At 53.5% G+C, this 21,020-nt stretch carries 11 protein-coding genes; all 11 read left to right on the top strand.

The window, feature by feature from the left end; genetic code table 11:
- Positions 1–104: 104 nt before the first annotated feature.
- The gene (locus ACO6V5_RS22010; RefSeq protein WP_422442618.1) at positions 105–1,400 is read left to right on the top strand and encodes an ankyrin repeat domain-containing protein; all 1,296 of its coding nucleotides are present in this window, start codon (positions 105–107) and stop codon (positions 1,398–1,400) included.
- Between the two features lie 146 nt (positions 1,401–1,546).
- Entirely contained in the window at positions 1,547–2,944 is a 1,398-nt protein-coding gene (locus tag ACO6V5_RS22005; RefSeq protein ID WP_422442617.1) for an ankyrin repeat domain-containing protein, read from the top strand.
- 147 nt (positions 2,945–3,091) lie between these two features.
- Positions 3,092–4,087, top strand: coding sequence for an ankyrin repeat domain-containing protein (locus tag ACO6V5_RS22000; protein ID WP_422413154.1), 996 nt, complete (start codon positions 3,092–3,094; stop codon positions 4,085–4,087).
- Positions 4,088–4,233: 146 nt separating this feature from the next.
- On the top strand, positions 4,234–7,029 hold the full coding sequence (locus ACO6V5_RS21995; RefSeq protein WP_422492158.1) for an ankyrin repeat domain-containing protein: 2,796 nt from the start codon (positions 4,234–4,236) through the stop codon (positions 7,027–7,029).
- A 151-nt stretch (positions 7,030–7,180) separates the two neighbouring features.
- Complete coding sequence (locus tag ACO6V5_RS21990) at positions 7,181–8,548, top strand: ankyrin repeat domain-containing protein (RefSeq protein WP_422413150.1); 1,368 nt, start codon at positions 7,181–7,183, stop codon at positions 8,546–8,548.
- A 193-nt stretch (positions 8,549–8,741) separates the two neighbouring features.
- Positions 8,742–10,550, top strand: a complete 1,809-nt coding sequence (locus tag ACO6V5_RS21985) for an ankyrin repeat domain-containing protein (protein WP_422413148.1) — start codon at positions 8,742–8,744, stop codon at positions 10,548–10,550.
- Between the two features lie 149 nt (positions 10,551–10,699).
- The gene (locus tag ACO6V5_RS21980; RefSeq protein WP_422413146.1) at positions 10,700–12,583 is read left to right on the top strand and encodes an ankyrin repeat domain-containing protein; all 1,884 of its coding nucleotides are present in this window, start codon (positions 10,700–10,702) and stop codon (positions 12,581–12,583) included.
- A gap of 181 nt (positions 12,584–12,764) precedes the next feature.
- A complete protein-coding gene (locus ACO6V5_RS21975; RefSeq protein ID WP_422413144.1) occupies positions 12,765–14,552 on the top strand; it encodes an ankyrin repeat domain-containing protein in 1,788 nt (595 codons plus the stop codon).
- Between the two features lie 137 nt (positions 14,553–14,689).
- On the top strand, positions 14,690–16,834 hold the full coding sequence (locus ACO6V5_RS21970; RefSeq protein WP_422492156.1) for an ankyrin repeat domain-containing protein: 2,145 nt from the start codon (positions 14,690–14,692) through the stop codon (positions 16,832–16,834).
- A 179-nt stretch (positions 16,835–17,013) separates the two neighbouring features.
- Positions 17,014–18,669: an ankyrin repeat domain-containing protein gene (locus ACO6V5_RS21965; protein ID WP_422492154.1), complete on the top strand. Its 1,656-nt coding sequence runs from the start codon at positions 17,014–17,016 to the stop codon at positions 18,667–18,669.
- Between the two features lie 179 nt (positions 18,670–18,848).
- Positions 18,849–20,927 (top strand): ankyrin repeat domain-containing protein, encoded by a 2,079-nt coding sequence (locus ACO6V5_RS21960; RefSeq protein WP_422413397.1) that lies wholly within the window; start codon positions 18,849–18,851, stop codon positions 20,925–20,927.
- The last annotated feature ends 93 nt before the right edge of the window (positions 20,928–21,020 follow it).

The raw sequence follows: 21,020 nt of genomic DNA, 5'->3' as shown, positions 1-21,020 counted from the left end.
TGATGATTCAGCCACAGCAAACTCAATAGCCATAAAACTGAACTATCGTACTTTTTTAGTGTCTAAATTTGTATAACTCATTAAATTACACGGGGGTTCTGCTTATGAATACAATTAGTCTTTCTGCTCTCACCGTGAGCACTGAAGTAACTTCGGAGGCGGATCAATGTAATATTTGTTTCGTTGAGTTCCATGGTCGAGATGTCACGCCTGTGGAAGACGACCCCGAATGTAAAACCCACTGTGGCCATCTCTTCCATCTGAAATGTCTTACGAGGCTATTTTATGGTATGCCCATAGGCTCACGCAGCTGCGCGTATTGCCGAGGAAAGCCGTTCCCTGTGTTGAATATGAAAACCGGCGAATCTTACCCGGATAAGTTTTTCCCCGATAAGAGGTTTTATGATGTCTGTCTTCACGGGGACTTGAATCAGGTGACGAAGTCACTGGCAGAAGGAGTCTATGTCGATGCCGTTATGAAGGGTGATTTCAATGCCTTGTTGATGGCATCCGGTGAGGGGCATACAACCCTCGCCGAAGTCCTGATTAACCAAGGGGCGGACATCAACGCCGCTATGGCTGAGGATGGCGTTACCCCGCTGTTCTTCGCTGCACAACAAAATCACACCGATATTTTGAAACTCCTGATCAATAAGGGGGCGAAACTCGATTCCCCCCGGACTACGGATGGCTACACCCCGCTGTCCATGGCAGTCCAGCAGGGCTCTAACGACTCCGTGCGACTCTTGCTCATCGCCGGGGCGAATCCCAACGCCGTCTTGTCCTGTGGCATGACCCCGCTGCACATCGCAGCACAGAAAGGCAATATCGAATGCGTGAACCTCTTGCTCATCTACGGGGCGGATATCAGCGCCCGGAATGAGAATGGCGTCACCCCGCTGTTCTTCGCTGCACAAAAAAATCACACCGAAATTGCGAAACTCCTGATCGACGACGGGGCAAATCTCACCCCCCCCCGGACTTCGGATGGCGCCACCCCGCTGACCATGGCAGCCCAGCAGGGCTCTGGCGGCTGCGTGAAACTCCTGCTCGACAGAGGGGTGAATCCCAACACCGCCTTGTTGAATGGCGTCACTCCACTTTACGCCGCTGCCCTTAAAGGCAGGATCGACTGCGTGCAACTCCTGCTAGAGAATGGGCCGGATCTCAACGCCCGGACTGAATACGGCACCACTGCGCTGTTCGTAGCCGCTGAGGGAGGCCATACCGAATGTTTGAAACGCCTGATCCGGGCCGGGGCAGATATCAACGCCGCCTTGCCGGATGGCACCACCCCGCTGTCCATCGCAACCAGGATGGGCCATACCGAGTGCGTGGAAGCCCTGAACGAGGCCGAGAGAAGCAGGGGAACACAAGAAGGGCTCTGCATCATCCTGTAAAAACAGCTTTCAGGTGTTTTTATCCCCTGGGTTTTGCAATGCGTGATTATTTAGCCACAAAAAACTTTTTAGCCACAAAACTGAACTATCTACTTTTTTTTTGTCTAATTCGTATAACTTACTTTAATAACATGAAGGTTCTAATTGTGGATGCCATTAATCTTAATCACCCCCCTCTCCCCATCAGCACTGAATTAACGTCGGAGCCCGATAAATGTGATATTTGTTTTGCTGAGTTCCATGGCCGCAATGTGGCGCCTGCGCAACACAACCCTAAATGTAAAAGCCACTGCGGCCACATCTTCCATCTGGACTGTCTTACGATGCTATCTGTTCATAAGCCCATAGGCTCACGCAGCTGCGCGTATTGCCGAGGAAACCCGTTCCCTGCGTTGGATACGGAAACCGGTAAATCTTACCCGGACGAGTTTTTTCCCGACCAGGCGTTTTCTCGTGCCTGCTGGAATGGGGATGTGGATGAGGTGAAGAAGTCACTGGCAGCAGGAGTCTATGTCAATGCCGTTATGAGTTATGATTTCAATCCCTTGTTGATTGCATCCGCTGAGGGGCACACAGAATTAGCCGAAGTCCTGATTAACAACGGGGCGAACGTCAACGCCACTATGGCTGAGAGAGGCGTTACATCACTGTTCTTCGCTGCGCAAAACAATCACACCGACATTGTGGAACTGCTGATCAGTAAGGGGGCGAAACTCGACCTCTCCCAGACTAAGGATGGCCACACCCCGCTGTCCATGGCGGCCCAGACGGGCTCTATTGACTCCGTGAGACTCTTGATCAACGCCGGGGCGAATCCCAACGCCGTCTTGTCTTGTGGCATGACCCCGCTGCACATCGCAGCACAGAAAGGCAATATCGAATGCGTGAACCTCTTGCTCATCTACGGGGCGGATATCAACGCCCGGAATGAGAATGGCGTCACCCCGCTGTTCTTCGCTGCACAAAAAAATCACACCGAAATTGCGAAACTCCTGATCGACAACGGGGCAAATCTCAACACCCCCCGGATTTCGGATGGCGCTACCCCGCTGTCCATGGCAGCCCAGCAGGGCTCTGGCGGCTGCGTGAAACTCCTGCTCGACAAAGGGGTGAATCCCAACACCGCCTTGTTGAATGGCATCACTCCGCTGTACGCCGCAGCCCTTAGAGGCTGGATCGACTGCGTGCAACTCCTGCTCGAGAAAGGGCCGGATCTCGACGCCCGGACTGAACACGGCACCACTGCGCTGTTCGCAGCTGCTGACGGAGGCCATAGCGAATGTTTGAAACTCCTGCTCAACGCTGGGGCAAATCCCAATGCCGCTTTCTCGGATGGCTTCGCCCCGCTGTCCGTCGCAGTCTTCAAACACAGAAGCAAGTGCGTACAGCTCCTGCTTGAGAAAGGAGCGGATCCGGACGCTGCCCCGACCAATGGCGCCACCCCGCTGTACGTCGCAACCATGATGGGCTATTTCGACTTAGTGGAAGCCATTAACGAGGCTAAGACAAGAAGAACAGAAGAAGGGCCCTGCATCATCCTGTAAACACGGCTTTCAGGTGTTTTCATCTCCTGAGTTCTGAAATGCATGATGATTTAGCCGCAGCAAACTCAACAGCCATAAAGCTGAACTATCGTACTTTTTTTATGTCTAATTTGTATAACTTACTTGAATATCATGGAGGTTCTACTTATGGATGCCATTAATCTTAATCACCCCCCTCTCCCCATCACCACTGAATTAACGTCGGAGGCACATAAATGTGATATTTGTTTCGTTGAGTTCCATGGCCGCGATGTGGCGGCTGTGGAAGACGACTCCAAATGTAAAACCCACTGTGGCCACATCTTCCATTTGCACTGTCTTACGAGGCTATTTTATGTCAAGCCCATAGACTCACGCAGCTGCGGATATTGCCGGGAAAAACCGTTCCCTGTGTTGGATATGAAAACCGGTGAATCTCACCCGGACAAGTTTTTCCCCGACCAGGTGTTTTCACGTGCCTGCTTGAATGGGGATGTGAATCAGGTGAAGAAGTCACTGGCAGAAGGAGTCTATGTCAATGCCGTTATGTGGGATGATTTCAATCCCTTGTTGATTGCATCCGCTATGGGGCACACAGAATTAGCCGAAGTCCTGATTAACAACGGGGCGAACGTCAATGCCGCTATGGCTGAGAATGGCGTTACACCGCTGTTCTTCGCTGCACAAAAAAATCACACCGGCACTGTGAAACTCCTGATCAGTAAGGGGGCGAAACTCGACCCCCCCCAGACCAGTTATGGCGCCACCCCGCTGTCCATCGCAGTCCTGAAAAATAATATCGACTGCGCGAAACTCCTGATCAAAGCCGGGACGAATGTCAACACTCCCATTGCGTATGGCACCGTGCTGCACTTGGCTGCCCGAGAAAATTACACCGATATTGTTAAACTCCTGCTCGAGAAAGGGGCGGATCTCAACGCCCGGACTAAATACGGCACCACTGCGCTGTTCGAAGCTGCCAAGAGAGGCCATATCGAATGTTTGAAACTCCTGATCAGGGCCGGGGCAGATGTCAACGCCGCCTTGCCGGATGGCAGCACACCGCTGTCCGTCGCAACCATGATGGGCCATTTCGACTGCGTGGAAGCCATTAACGAGGCTAAGACAAGAAGAACAGAAGAAGGACTCTGCATCATCCTGTAAACACGGCTTTCAAGTGTTTTCATCCCCTGAGTTTTGCAATGCGTGATGATTTAGCCACAAAAAACTTTGTAGCCATAAAAATGAACTATCGTACTTTTTTTGTGTCTAACTTATATAACTTATTGAATAACATGGAGGTTCTGGTTATGGACGCTATTAATCCTCACCGTCTTCCCTCGAGCAATGACGTAACGTCGAAGGCCGATATCTGTTCTGTCAGTCTCGTTAAGTTCAACGGCCGCGATGTGGCGGCTGTGGACCTCAAACAGGAATGTCAAACCCGCTGTGGCCACCGCTTTGATCTGGCCTATCTTACATGGCTATTTCTTTATAAGCCCATAGGCTCACGCAGCTGCTTGCATTGCGGACAGAACCCGTTCCCTGTGTTGGATTTGAAAACCGGTGAATCTCACCCGGACAAGTTTTTCCCCGACCAGGTGTTTTCAGTTGCCTGCTTGAATGGAAATTTGGATCAGGTGAAAAAGTCACTTGCAGAAGGAGTCAATGTCAATGCCGCTATGAAGGATAATTGCACTGCCTTGATAACGGCATCCTTTAGGGGGTACACAGACATCGCCAAACACCTGATCAAACACGGGGCAGACGTTAACGCTGTCCAAGCCTCTAGTAGGTCCACTCCGCTGCACCTCGCTGCCCTAAAAAATAACACCGATATTGTTAAACTCCTGCTCAAGAAAGGGGCGGAGCTCGACGCCCGCAATAAGTGTGGCGACACACCGCTGCACTATGCAGCCCTGATGGGCAATATCGACTGCGTGAAACACCTGATCAAAGCCGGGGCGAATGTCAACATGCTCACTGTGTTTGGCGACACCCCGCTGCACTTCGCTGCCCGAAAAAATAACATCGATATTGTGAAACTCCTGCTCGAGGGAGGGGCGGAGCTCGACGCCCGGAATAAGATTGACCACACCCCGCTGCACTCCGCTGCCCATGAAAATAACACCGACATTGTGAAACTCCTGCTCGAAAACGAGGCGGATTTCAACGCCCGGAATAAGGATGGCGAGACCCCGCTGCACTTCGCTGCCCGAAAAAATAACACCGATATTGTGAAACTCCTGCTCGAGAAAGGGGTGGATATCGACGACCGGAATATGAAGGGCGCCACATCGCTGTTCTTAGCAGCCGAGATGGGCAATAGCGACTGCATGCAACTCCTGCTCGACAATGGGGCGGATATCAACGCTGCCCTGCCCGATGGTACCACCCCACTGGCCATCGCAGTCCAGGAAAATAATATCGACTGCGTGAAACACCTGCTCAATGCCGGGGCAAACGTCAATAAGCCCACTGCCTATGGCAGGAGCCTGCTGTTCTGCGCTGCCCAGGACAATAAAACCGACATTCTGGAACTCTTACTCAACAATGGGGCGGATCTCGACACTGACTTGCCCGATGGCAAAACCCCACTGGCCATCGCAGTCCTGAAAAATAATATCGACTGCGTGAAACGCCTGATCAAAGCCGGGGCTAATGTCCACACTCCCACTATGTTTGGCACCACACCGCTGCACTTGGCTGCCCAAAAAAATAACGCCGATATGGTTAAACTCCTGCTAGAGAATGGGGCGGATCTCAAGGTCCGGGATGAGGATGGCGGCACCCCGCTGTTCGAGGCAATCGATAAGGGCAATGCCGACTTCGTGCAATTCCTGCTCGACGAAGGGGCGGATCCCCGCGTCCGGAATAAATATGGCGCCACCCCGCTGCACTTTGCTGCCAGAAAAAATAACACCAATGTGGTGAAACGCCTGATCGACAGGGGCGCAGATCCCGACGCTACCTTGCCCAATGGTAACACCCCACTGTCCATCGCAACCAAGCTGGGCAATATCGACTGCGTGAAACTACTGAGCAACGCCGTGGCGGAAAAAGAGGCGGCGAAGGCCGATGCCAGTCCTGTTTGTCCGGTTGATTTCCATGACCGCGATGTGGCGGCTCTGGCTGCCAGAACCCCATGTCGAACCCAATGTGGCCACGACTTCGATCGGGTCTGTATTTCCAAGCATGTGGTTAAACAGCCCATCGGCTCACGCCAGTGCATGGTGTGCGAGCAAAACCCCATGCCTGTGGTGAATAAGAACACCGGCGAAACTTACCCGGATGAATCTTTCCCCGACGAGGTGTTTTTAAGTGCGTGCTATAAAGGGGACTTGGATCAGGTGAAGAAGTCATTGACAGAAGGAGTCAATGTTAATGCCGTTATGACTGATGATCTCACCGCCTTGATGATAGCATCCTCGACCGGGAGCGAGGAGGTCGTCGAACACCTGATCAGGTCTGGGGCGCAGGTCAACGCTGTCCGGACTGAGGATGGCGCCACACCACTGCTCTTGGCTGCCAGAAAAAATAACCCTGCCGTTGTGGAACTCCTGCTCAACGCCGGGGCGAAAGTCAATGCCGCCGATTCCCTGGGCGCCACACCACTGTCCCTGGCTGCCCAGAACAATCACTTCGACAACCTGGAACTCCTGATCAAAGCTGAGACGAATCTTAACGCCCGGAACAAGGACGGCTTTACCCCTTTGCTAACCTCTGTCAAGGAAAATAACACCTGCTGCACGGTAAAACTTATTGAAGCTGGAGCGGATGTCGACGCTGCCTTGCCGAATGGCTGCACCTCCTTGCTAATCGCGATCCTGCATAATAACAACAAAATCATGAGACTGCTGCTCAAAAACAGAGCGGACCCCAACGCCCGGACTACGGATGGCTCCACCCCGGTGTACCTCGCAGCTCAGGAGGGCAATATCTTTTGCCTGGGTTTCCTTGTCAAAGCCGGGGCGGATCCCAACGCCGCCTTATCGGATGGCACCACCCCACTGGCCATCGCAACCAGGATGGGCAATACCTCATGCGCGAATTTCCTGATCTATCACGGGGCAAGGCAGGAAACAGAGACAATGCAGGAAAATTAACATCCTTCCCGGTGAACAAGGCTCTCAGGTGTTCCCATCTTCTGAGATTTTGAAATAGGTGATTATTTAGCCGCAGGGAACTTAATAGCCACATAAATGAACTAACCTGCTGTTCTTATGACTAATCTGTACTATCTGGCAGGTTTCACAGATGTTCTACTTATGGATGGTATTGCTCGCCCTCCTCTCCATGGGAACTGACGTAAAGCCGGAGGTCAATGTCTGCCCAATTTGTTTGGCTGATTTTCATGGCCACGAAGTACCGCCAGTGGTCGTCAAAACCCAATGTGGCCACCACTTCCATCTGGACTGTATTTCAAGACAATTTGTTTCTCAGCCCGTTGGCTCAAGACAGTGTGCGATATGCCGGCAAGACCCGATGCCTGTAGTGAATCTGAGCACCGGTGAATCTCATCCGGATGCATTTTTCCCCAATGAGACGTTTTGTGATGCCTGTTATTACGGAGATTTGGATCAGGTGGAGAAGTCACTGGCAGAAGGCGTCAATGTCAATGCCTTTACGCATAATGATTTCACTGCCTTAATGATCGCATCTTACCGGGGGCACAAGGCTATCGTCGAATGCCTGATCAACGCCGGAGCGAATCTCAACGCCACCTCTGAGACTGGTACCACGGCACTGTTCCTCTCTGCCCAGGAAAATCACAGCGACTGCGTGAAACTTCTAATCAATGCCGGGGCGGATATCAACGCCCGGGCTAAGGATGGCGCCAGCCCACTGTTCATCGCTGCACAAGAAAATCACATTGACAGCGTGAAACTCCTGATCAACGCCGGGGCCAATCTCAACACCGTCTGGCTCGTGGATGGTGCCACCCCGTTGTTCATGGCTGCGCAAAAAAATAACATCGACTGTCTGAAACTCCTGATCAACGCCGGGGCGGATCTCAACATCCCCTGTGAGGATGGCACCACCCCGCTATTCATCGCAGCCCAGAGGGGCAATATCGACTGTCTGAAACTCCTGATCAACGCCGGGGCGGATATCAACGCCCGGGCTAAGGATGGCGCCAGCCCACTGTTCATCGCTGCACAAGAAAATCACATCGACTGCGTGAAACTCCTGATCAACGCCGGGGCCGACATCAACGCCGTCTGGATTGAGGAGGGTGTCACCCCGTTGTTCATGGCTGCACAAGAAAATCACACCGACTGCCTGAAACTCCTGATCAACGCCGGGGCTGACCTCAACGCCCGAAGGACTGAGGATGGCGCGACCCCGCTGTTCATCGCAGCCAGGGAGGACAATACCGACTGCGTAGAACTCCTGATCAACGCCGGGGCCGACCTCAACGCCCGAAGAACTAAGGATGGCGCGACCCCGCTGTTCATCGCAGCCAGGGAAGGCAATATCGAGTGTTTGAAACGCCTGATCAGGGCCGAGGCAGATATCAGCGCCGTCTTGTCGGATGGCACCACACTTCTCTCCATCGCAATCGGGATGGGCAATGCCGACTGCGCGAGACTCCTGATGAACGCCGGGGCTGAGAGGGAGTAGAGGCGGTGAAAGGAACAAAAGAAAGGCGTTAGGTTGTCCGGAGGACACGGCTTTCAGGTGTTTCCATCTTCTGAGTTTTCGCAATAGGTGATTATTTAGCCGCAGCAAACTTTATAGCCAAATAAATGAACTATCGTACTTTTTTTATGTCTAATTCGAACTATTTATTAGTTATCAAGGATGTTCAACTCTTATGGATAGTATTGCTCACCCCCCTCTCTCCGTTGCCGCTGCCGTAAAGTCGGAGGCCGATGTCTGCCCTATTTGTTTGGCTGAATTCCATGGCCACGATGTGGCGCCAGTGGACGTCAGAACCCAATGTCGAACCCACTGTGGCCACCGCTTCCATCTGGATTGTATTTCAGAACAATTTGTTTTTCAGCCCGTCGGCTCACGACACTGCGCGATGTGCCGGCAAGACCCGATGCCTGTAGTGAATCTGGACACCGGTGAATCTTACCCGGATACATCTTTCCCCAATCAGGCATTTTGTGATGCCTGTGATTACGGGGATTTGGATCAGGTGGAGAGGTCGCTGGCAGAAGGCGTCAATGTCAATGCCGTTATGACGGATGGTTTGACTGCCTTGATGTTGGCATCCATCAATGGGCACACAGATATCGTCGAACGTCTGATCAACGCCGGAGCGGAGGTCAACACCGCTCGGAATGAGGATGGCGGCACCCCACTGCTCTTCGCTGCCCAGGAAAATAACAGCGACTGCGTGAAGCTCCTGATCAATAAAGGGGCAGACCTCAATGCTGAGGCCAAGAATGGTGCCACCCCTGTGTCCATCGCTGCCGCGATGGGCAATACCGACTGCCTGAAAGCCCTTATCGAAGCCAAGGCGAACCTCAACACCAGGGATGAGGATGGCGTCACCGCGCTTTTCATTCCGGTACAAAATAATTACATCGAATGCGTGAAACTCCTGCTCAACGCCGGGGCGGATCCTAACGTCCGGACCGAGGCTGGCAGCAACCTGCTGTTCATCGCTGCTGCGAATGGCCATACCGCTTGCGTAAAAGCCCTGCTCAAAGCCAAGGCAGACCCCGATGCCCGGAATAAGGATGACAGCACCCCGCTGATGATCGCTGCTGCGATGGGTCATAGCGACTGTATGGAAGCCCTGATCAAGACCGGGGCGGATCTTAATGCCCGAACTGAAGATGGCATGACCCCGCTATTCATCGCCGTGATGCGTAATAGCATCGACTGCATGAAACGCCTGATCAAAGAGGGGGCGAATATCAATGCCCCGAATAACGATGGTGTCACCCCTGTGTACATCGCTGCGCAAGAAAATCATATCGACTGCTTGAAATTCCTGATCAAAAAGGGGGCGAATATCAACGCCCGGGCTAAAGATGGCGTCAGTCCACTGTTCATCGCTGCACAAAAAAATCACATCGAATGTGTGAAACTTCTGATCAACGAGGGGGCAGATCTCAATGCCGTCTGGATCAGGGAGGGTGCCACCCCATTGTTCATTGCTGTACAAGAAAATAACACCGATATTGTAAAACTCCTGACCGAAGCAGAAGCGGACCTTAACAAGCAAAATAATGATGGCTTCACCCCGCTGCACGTTGCTGCAAAAGAAAATAACACGGACTGCCTGAAACTCCTGCTCAACGCCGGGGCGGATCTCAACGCCCGGACTAAATACGGCAGCACTGCACTGCACATCGCAGCCCGGAAGGGCCATACCGATTGCGTGGAGCTCCTGCTCAACACCGAGACCGATCTCAACGCCCGCAGGACTGAGGATGGCGCGACCCCGCTGTTCATCGCAGCCCGGGAGGGCAATATCGAGTGTCTGAAACGCCTGATCAGAGCCGAGGCAGACATCAACGCCGCCTTGTCGGACGGCACCACTCCTCTCGCCATCGCAATCGGGATGGGCAATGCCGACTGCGCAAGACTCCTGATAAACGCCGGGGCAAAGAGGGGGACAGAGGCGGTGAAAAAAACAAAAGAAAGACATTATGTTGTCCAGTGAACAAGGCTTTCAGGTGTTCCCATCTTCTGAGTTTTTGTAATTGGTGATTATTTAGCCGCAGCAAACTTAATAGCCAAACAAATGAACTATCGTAATTTTCTTATGTCTGATCAGTACTATTTATTGGATATCAAGAATGTTCAACTCTTATGGATAGCCTTGCTCACCCCCCTCTCCCCATTGGCGCTGACGTAAAGTCGGAGGCCGATGTCTGCCCTATTTGTTTGACTGAATTTCATGGCCACGATGTGGCGCCAGTGGACGTCAGAACCCAATGTCGAACCCACTGCGGCCACCACTTCCATCTGGACTGTATTTCAGAACAATTTGTTTATCAGCCCATCGGCTCACGACACTGCGCGGTGTGCCGGCAAGACCCGATGCCTGTAGTGAATCTGGACACCAGTGAATCTTACCCGGATACATCTTTCCCCAATCAAGCATTTTATGATGCCTGTTATTACGGGGATTTGGATCAGGTGGAGAGGTCGCTGGCAGAAGGCGTCAATGTCAATGCCATTATGACGTATGGTTTGACTGCCTTGATGGTGGCATCCATCAGGGGGCACACGGATGTCGTCGAACGTCTGATCAACGCCGGAGCGGACGTCAATACCGCTCGGAATGAGGATGGCGACACCCCTCTAATCATGGCTGCTGTGAATGGCAATACCGAATGCGTGGAACTCCTGATCAACGCCGAGGCGGATCTCAACGCCCGGAATGAGCTTGGTGCTACTCCGCTGCTCTTCGCTGCCCAGGAAAATAAAAGCGACTGCGTGAAGCTCCTGATCAATAAAGGGGCAGATCTCAATGCCAGGGCCAAGAATGGTGCCACCCCTCTGTCCATCGCTGCCGAGATGGGCAATACCGACTGCCTGAAAGCCCTTATCGAAGCCAAGGCGAACCTCAACACCAAGGATGAGGATGGCAACACCCCGCTAATCATGGCTGCTGCGGAAGACAACACCGACTGCGTGAAACTCCTGATCGAAGCCAAGGCAGATCCCAACGCCAAGCCTGAGAATGGCACCACTCCGCTGCTCTTGGCTGCCCAGGCAAATAACACCGAATGCATGAAACTCCTGATCAAGGCCGAGGCGGACCTTAATGCCCGATCTGAAGATGGCATGAGCCCGCTGTTTGTCGCCGTCCTGCGTAATAGCATCGACTGCGTGAAACTCCTAATCAAAGAGGGGGCGGATATCAACACCCCGAATAACAATGGTGCCACCCCTGTGTACATCGCTGCACAAGAAAATCATATCGAATGCATGAAACTCCTGATCAAAGAGGGGGCGGATATCAAAGCCCGGACTGAGAGTGGCGCCAGCCCACTGTTCATGGCTGCACAAGAAAATAACACCGACTGCGTGAAACTCCTGATCAAAGAGGGGGCGGATCTCAACGCCGTCTGGATCGAGCATGGTGCCTCCCCATTGCACATTGCTGCACTTGAAAATAACACCGATATTGTGAGACTCCTGATCGAAGCAGAGGCGGACCTTAACAAGCAGAATAATGATGGCGGCACCCCGCTGCACATCGCTGCGCAAAAAAATAACACGGACTGCCTGAAACTCCTGCTCAACGCCGGGGCAGATCTCAACGCCCGGACTAAATACGGCAGCACTGCACTGCACATCGCATCCGAGATGGGCAGTACCGAGTGTGTGAAACGCCTGATCAGTGCCGGGGCAGACATCAACATCCCGAGTGAGGATGGCACCACCCCGCTATTCATCGCAGCCCGGAAGGGCCATACCGACTGCGTGGAACTCCTGCTCAACACCGAGGCCGATCTCAACGCCCGCAGGACTCAGGATGGCGCGACCCCGCTGTTCATCGCAGCCCGGGAAGGCAATATCGAATGTCTGAAACGCCTGATCAGAGCCGAGGCAGACATCAACGCCGCCTTGTCGGACGGCACCACTCCTCTCGCCATCGCAACAGAGATGGGCAATGCCGACTGCGCGAGACTCCTGACCAACGCCGGGACCAGGCAGGCAACAGAGGCAATGCAGGGAAGGTGAATGAGGCCGGTGTGCGACAGGTCGGCATGACCCGGTGCCGGTATTGCGGCAGATATGCATCAGATATTTTGAAATAGGTGATTATTTAGCCACAGTGGACTTTACAGCCACATAAATGAACTATCCTACCGCTCTCATGTCATATCTATATTATTTTGCTGCTTTCACAGTTGTTTTACTTATGGATGGTATTGCTCGCCCCCCTCTCACCATTGGAGCTGACGTAAAGTCGGAGGCCGATGTCTGCCCTATTTGTCACGATGAATTCCATGGCCGCGATGTGGCGCCAATGGACGTCAAAACCCAATGTCGAACCCAATGTGGCCACCGCTTCCATCTGGACTGCATTACAAGACACTTTGTTCATCAGCCCGTTGGCTCACGACACTGCGCGATGTGTCGGCAAGACCCCATGCCTGTTGTGAATCTGAAGACCGGTGAATCTCACCAGGATACATTTTTCCCCAATCAGACGTTTTATACTGCCTGTTATGACGGGGATTTCGATCAGGTGGAGAAGTCACTGGCAGAAGGAGTCAATATTAATGCCGTTAGGTATGATGATGTCACTGCCTTGATAATCGCATCTTACCGGGGGCACAAGGCTATCGTCGAACGCCTGATCAGCCACGGAGCGAATCTCAACACTGCCAGTGAGACTGGTGCCACGGCACTGTTCGCTGCTGCCCAGGAAAATAACACCGACTGCATGAAACTCCTGATCAAGGCCGGGGCAGATCTCAATGCTGGCACTGAGGATGGCTCCACCCCACTGTCCATGGCCGCCCAGTTGGGCAACATCGACTGCGTGAAAGCCCTGATCGAAGCGAAGGCGAACCTCAACGTCAAGGATGAGGCTGGCCACACCCCGCTACTCATCGCTGCTGCGAAAGGCAAGACCGACTGCGTGGAAGCCCTGATCGAAGCCAAGGCAGATCCCAATGCCGGGCATAAGAGTGGCATCACCCCGGTGCTCTTGGCTGCCCAGGAAAATAACGCCGACTGCCTGAAACTCCTGATCAAGGCCGGGGCAGATCTTAATGCCCGATCTGAAGATGGCATGAGCCCGATGTTTGTCGCCGTCCTGCGTAATAGCATCGACTGCGTGAAACTCCTGATCAAAGAGGGGGCGAATATCAACGCCCGGACTGAGAGTGGCGCCAGCCCTGTGTACATCGCTGCAGTAAGAAATCATATCGACTGCCTGAAACTCCTGATCAAAGAGGGGGCGGATATCAACGCCCGGACTGAGGATGGCGCCAGCCCACTGTTCATGGCTGCACAAGAAAATAACACCGACTGCGTGAAACTCCTGATCAAAGAGGGGGCGGATCTCAACGCCGTCTGGATCGAGGAGGGTGCTACCCCGTTGTTCATTGCTGCACAAGAAAATAACACCGATATTGTACAACTCCTGATCGAAGCAGAGGCGGACCTTAACAAGCAGAATAATGATGGCGGCACCCCGCTGCACGTCGCCGCACAAAAAAATAACACCGACTGCCTGAAACTCCTGATCAACGCCGAGTCGAATCTCAACGCTCGGACTAAATACGGCACCACTGCCCTGCACATCGCAGCCGAGATGGGCAATACCGAGTGCGTAAAAATCCTGATCAGTGCCGGGGCGGACATCAACATCCCGGGTGAGGATGGCACCACCCCGCTATTCATCGCAGCCCAGAAGGGCCATACCGACTGCGTGGAACTCCTGCTCAACACCGGGGCCGATCTCAACGCCCGCAGGACTGAGGATGGCGCGACCCCGCTGTTCATCGCAGCCCGGGAGGGCAATATCGAGTGTCTGAAACGCCTGATCAGAGCCGAGGCAGACATCAACGCCGCCTTGTCGGATGGCACCACTCCTCTCGCCATCGCAACCGGGATGGGCCATACCGACTGCGTGGAACTCCTGATCAATGCCCGGGCAAGGCAGGGAACAACAGAAAGGCGTTGTATTATCCAGTGAACACGGCTTTCAGTTGTTGTCGGCTTCTGTATTTTAAAATGCGTGATTATTTAGCCACAGTAAACTTTGATAGGCCCATAAATAAACTACCATAATTTTTCGGCATCAAACCCTAGCCACTTGCTTGACCAATACAGATGTTCTTCTTACGGATCGCATTGCTCTCTATCCTCTCCCCATGGACACTGAAGGCCGATCAATGTCCTATTTGCTTGGCTTGCTTTCATGGCCGAAGTCTGCCCGCTGTGATCGTCAAAACCCAATGCTGTGGTCACCGCTTCGATCTGGACTGTATGTCAAGGTGCTTTGTTGATCAGCCCATCGGCTCACGTCGGTGCGCTATGTGTCGGCAAGACCCGATGCCTATTTTGAATCTGAACACCGGTGAATCTCACCCGGATACATTTTTTCCCGATCAGGCGTTTTATGATGCCTGTTCTGATGGGAATTTGGATCAAGTGGGGAGGTCACTGGCAGAAGGCGTCAATGTCAATGCCATTACGGATGATGATTTCACTGCCTTGATGATCTCATCTTACCGGGGGCACAAGGCTATCGTCGAACGCCTGATCAACGCCGGGGCGAATCTCAACGCCGCCTGTGAGACTGGTGCCACTGCGCTATTCTTCGCTGCCCAGGAAAATCACACAGACTGCGTGGAACTCCTGATCAACGCCGGGGCAGATCCCAAGACGCGAACCAGGAGAGGCTCTACCCCACTGTTCATCGCTGCTGCGAAAGGCAATATCAACTGCGTGAAAGTCCTGATCAACGCCGGGGCGGATCTCAACGCTACTGCATCGGATGGTACCACCCCGCTGTTTGTTGCTGCTGAGAAAGGCCAGACCGACTGCGTAAAACTCCTGGTCAACGCTGGGGCGGATCTCAACGCTACTGCGTCGGATGGTACCACCCCGCTGTTTATTGCTGCTGAGAAAGGCCAGACCGACTGCGTAAAACTCCTGATCAACGCCGGGGCGAATCTCAACGCCGCCTGTGAGGTTGGTGCCACTGCGCTGTTCATCGCTACCCAGAATGGCAATACTGATTGCGTGGAACTCCTGATCAACGCCGGGGCAGATCCCGAGACGCGAACCAGGAGAGGCGCTACCCCGCTGTTTATTGCTGCTGAGAAAGGCCATACCGACTGCGTAAAACTCCTGATCAACGCCGGGGCAGATCCCAAGACGCGAACCAGGAGAGGCTCTACCCCACTGTTCATCGCTGCTGCGAAAGGCAATATCGACTGCGTGAAACTCCTGATCAACGCCAGGGCGGATCTCAACGCTACTGCGTCGGATGGTACCACCCCGCTGTTTATTGCTGCTGAGAAAGGCCAGACCGACTGCGTAAAACTCCTGATCAACGCCGGGGCGGATCTCAACGCCGCCTGTGAGGTTGGTGCCACTGCGCTGTTCATCGCTACCCAGAATGGCAATACTGACTGCGTGGAACTCCTGATCAACGCCGGGGCAGATCCCGAGACGCGAACCAGGAGAGGCGCTACCCCGCTGTTTATCGCTGCTGAGAAAGGCCATACCGACTGCGTAAAACTCCTGATCAACGCCGGGGCAGATCCCAAGACGCGAACCAGGAGAGGCGCTACCCCGCTGTTCATCGCCGCTGCGAGAGGCAATATCGACTGCGTGGAACTCCTGATCAACGCCAGGGCGGATCTCAACGCTACTGCGTCGGATGGTACCACCCCGCTGTTTATTGCTGCTGAGAAAGGCCAGACCGACTGCGTAAAACTCCTGATCAACGCCGGGGCGAATCTCAACGACGCCTGTGAGGTTGGTGCCACTGCGCTGTTCATCGCTACCCAGAATGGCAACACTGACTGCGTAGAACTCCTGATCAACGCCGGGGCAGATCCCGAGACGCGAACCAGGAGAGGCGCTACCCCGCTGTTTATCGCTGCTGAGAAAGGCCATACCGACTGCGTAAAACTCCTGATCAACGCCGGAGCAGATCCCAAGACGCGAACCAGGAGAGGCTCTACCCCACTGTTTATCGCTGCTGCGAAAGGCAATATCGACTGCGTGAAACTCCTGGTCAACGCCAGGGCGGATCTCAACGCTTCTACGTCGGATGGTACCACCCCGCTGTTTATCGCTGCTGCGAAAGGCAATATCGACTGCGTGAAAGTCCTGATCAACGCCGGGGCCGATCTCAACGCCGCCCCGCCGGATGGCACCACCCCACTGGCCATCGCAACCGAGATGGGCAATACCGACTGTGCGAGACTCCTGATCAACAGCGGGGCAAGGCAGGGAAGATAGGCAAGGCAGGGAACAACAGAAAGGCGTTGTATTATCCAGTGAACACGGCTTTCAGTTGTTGTCGGCTTCTGTATTTTAAAATGCGTGATTATTTAGCCACAGTAAACTTTGATAGGCCCATAAATAAACTACCATAATTTTTCGGCATCAAACCCTAGCCACTTGCTTGACCAATACAGATGTTCTTCTTACGGATCGCATTGCTCTCTATCCTCTCCCCATGGACACTGAAGGCCGATCAATGTCCTATTTGCTTGGCTTGCTTTCATGGCCGAAGTCTGCCCGCTGTGATCGTCAAAACCCAATGCTGTGGTCACCGCTTCGATCTGGACTGTATGTCAAGGTGCTTTGTTGATCAGCCCATCGGCTCACGTCGGTGCGCTATGTGTCGGCAAGACCCGATGCCTATTTTGAATCTGAACACCGGTGAATCTCACCCGGATACATTTTTTCCCGATCAGGCGTTTTATGATGCCTGTTCTGATGGGAATTTGGATCAAGTGGGGAGGTCACTGGCAGAAGGCGTCAATGTCAATGCCATTACGGATGATGATTTCACTGCCTTGATGATCTCATCTTACCGGGGGCACAAGGCTATCGTCGAACGCCTGATCAACGCCGGGGCGAATCTCAACGCCGCCTGTGAGACTGGTGCCACTGCGCTATTCTTCGCTGCCCAGGAAAATCACACAGACTGCGTGGAACTCCTGATCAACGCCGGGGCAGATCCCAAGACGCGAACCAGGAGAGGCGCTACCCCGCTGTTTATTGCTGCTGAGAAAGGCCACACCGACTGCGTAAAACTCCTGATCAACGCCGGGGCGGATCTCAACGCTACTTTGTCGGATGGTGCCACCCCGCTGTGTATTGCTGCTGAGAAAGGCCAGACCAACTGCGTAAAACTCCTGGTCAACGCTGGGGCGGATCTCAACGCTACATTGTCAGATGGTGCCACCCCGCTGTTTATCGCTGCTGAGAAAGGCCATACTGGCTGCGTAAAACTCCTGATCAACGCCGGGGCCGATCCCAGGACGCGAACCAGGAGAGGCGCTACCCCTCTGTTCATCGCTGCTGCGAAAGGCAATATCGACTGCGTGAAACTCCTGATCAACGCCAGGGCGGATCTCAACGCTACTGCGTCGGATGGTACCACCCCGCTGTTTACTGCTGCTGAGAAAGGCCAGACCGACTGCGTAAAACTCCTGATCATCGCCGGGGCGAATCTCAACGCCGCCTGTGAGGTTGGTGCCACTGCGCTGTTCATAGCTACCCAGAATGGCAATACTGACTGCGTGGAACTCCTGATCAACGCCGGGGCAGATCCCAAGACGCGAACCAGGAGAGGCGCTACCCCACTGTTCATCGCTGCTGCGAAAGGCAATATCGACTGCGTGAAACTCCTGATCAACACCAGGGCGGATCTCAACGCTACTGCGTCGGATGGTGCCACCCCGCTGTTTATCGCAGCCCAGAAGGGCAATACCGACTGCCTGAAGCTCCTGATCAGTGCCGGGGCGGATATCAACGCCCAGCCTGAAGATGGCGCCACCCCACTGTTCATTGCTACACAAGAAAATCACATTGACTGCGTGAAACTCCTGAACAACGCCGGGGCGGATCTCAACACCGCCAGGATTAAGGATGGTGCCACCCCGGTGTTCGCCGCTGCTGTGAAAGGCAATACCGAATGCGTGGAACTCCTGATCAACGCCGGGGCTAATCTCAACATCCGCCGGACTTCGGATGGCGCCACTCCAATGTTCGCCGCTGCTGCGAAAGGCAATTCCGACTGCGTAAAACTCCTGGTCAACGCCGGGGCCAGACAGGAAAGATAGGCAAGGAAGGAAACAACAGAAAGGCGTTGTTTTATCCAGTGAACACGGCTTTCAGTTGTTGTCGGCTTCTGTATTTTAAAATGCGTGATTATTTAGCCACAGTAAACTTTGATAGGCCCATAAATAAACTACCATAATTTTTCGGCATCAAACCCTAGCCACTTGCTTGACCAATACAGATGTTCTTCTTACGGATCGCATTGCTCTCTATCCTCTCCCCATGGACACTGAAGGCCGATCAATGTCCTATTTGTTTGGCTTACTTTCATGGCAGAACTGAAGCCCCTGTGATCGTCAAAACCCAATGCTGTGGTCACCGCTTCGATCTGGACTGTATTTCAAGGTGTTTTGTTGATCAGCCCATCGGCTCACGCCAGTGCGCTATGTGTCGGCAAGACCCGATGCCTGTAGTGAATCTGAACACTGGTGCATCTCATCCGGATACATTTTTTCCCGATGAGACGTTTTTTAATGCCTGTTTAAACGGGGATTTGGATCAGGTGGAGAGGTCACTGGCAGAAGGCGTCAATGTCAATGCCATTACGCATGATGATTTCACTGCCTTGATGATCGCATCTTACCGGGGGCACAAGGCTATCGTCGAGTGCCTGATCAACGCCGGAGCGAATCTCAACGCCACCAGTGAGGCTCGTGCCACGGCACTGTTCCTCGCTGCCCAGGAAAATAACACCGACTGCGTGAATCTCCTGATCAAGGCAGGGGCGGATATCAACACCAGAATTGAAGATGACATCACTCCGCTGTACATCGCTGTCCTGAGAAATAGCATCGACTGTGTGAAACTCTTGATCAACGCCGGGGCGAATCCCAACGCCGCCGATGGGGATGGTGGCACGGTACTGTTCCTCGCTGCCCAGAATAATAACACCGACTGCGTGAATCTCCTGATCAAGGCCGGTGCAGATCTCAATGCGGTGGCTGAGGATGGCTCCACCCCACTGTTCATGGCCGCCCAGTTGGGCAATACCGACTGCGTGAAAGCCCTGATCGAAGCAAAGGCGAACCTCAACATCAAAACTGAGGATGGCAACACCCCGCTGCTCATCGCTGCTGCGAAAGGCAATACCGACTGCGTGAAAGCCCTGATCGAAGCCAAGGCAGATCTCAATGCCGGGCCTAGGTATGGCGTCACCCCGCTGCTCTTGGCTGCCCAGGAAAATAACGCCGACTGCATGAAAGCCCTGATCAAGGCCGGGGTTGATATCAACACCCGAACTGAAGACGGCATCAGCCCGCTGTTCATGGCAGTCCTGCGTAATAACACCGACTGCGTTAAACTCCTGATCAGCGCCGGGGCGGATCTCAACCCCAGGAATAAGAGTGGCTCCACCCCATTGCTTATCGCTGCACGAAAAAATCACACCGCCTGCCTGAAACTCCTGATCAACGCCGGGACGGATCTCAACCCCCGGAATGAGAGAGGCGTCACCCCAATGTTTATCGCTGCAAAAGAAAATAACACCGACTGTTTGAAACTCTTGATTAAAGCCGGGGCTGATCTCAACGCCCAGAATAATGATGGCGCCAGCCCGCTTTTCATGGCTGCACAAGAAAATAGCACCGACTGCCTGAAACTCCTGATCAACGCCGGGGCAGATCTCAACGCCGCCCTGATCCAGGATGGTGCCACCCCGCTGCTCATCGCTGCGCAAGAAAATAACACCGACTGCCTGAAACTCCTGATCAACGCCGGGGCAGATATCAACGCCCGGACTAAGGATGGCGTCAGCCCACTGTTAATAGCTGCACAAGAAAATCACATCGACTGCGTTAAACTTCTGATCAAAGAGGGGGCGGATCTCAACGCCATCTGGACCAAGCTTGGTGCCACACCGTTGTTCGTTGCTGCCTATAGAAATAACACCGACTGCTTGAAACTCCTGATCAACGCCGGGGCAGATATCAACATCCCGGGTAAGGATGGCACCACCCCGCTATTCATTGCAGCCCGGAAGGGCAATACCGAATGCATGGAACTTCTGATCAACGCCGGGGCTGACCTCAACGCCCGAAGGACTGAGGATGGCGCGACCACGCTGTTCATCGCAGCCCGGGATGGCAATATAGAGTGTCTGAAACGCCTGATCAGGGCCGAGGCAGATATCAACGCCGCCTTGTCGGATGGCACTACTCCTCTCGCCATCGCAACCGAGATGGGCAATGCTGGCTGCGCGAGACTCCTGATCAATGCCGGAGCAAGGGAGGGAACAACAGAAAGTCGTTGTATTATCCAGTGAACACGGCTTTCAGTTGTTGTCGGCTTCTGTATTTTAAAATGCGTGATTATTTAGCCACAGCAAACTTTGATAGGCCCATAAATAAACTACCAT

Origin of the sequence: Endozoicomonas sp. ALD068, assembly GCF_049310145.1 — a bacterium.
Lineage (GTDB): Bacteria > Pseudomonadota > Gammaproteobacteria > Pseudomonadales > Endozoicomonadaceae > Endozoicomonas_A.
Note: the sequence above shows the minus strand (reverse complement) of the source record. Positions and strands in the feature narration are given on the sequence as shown.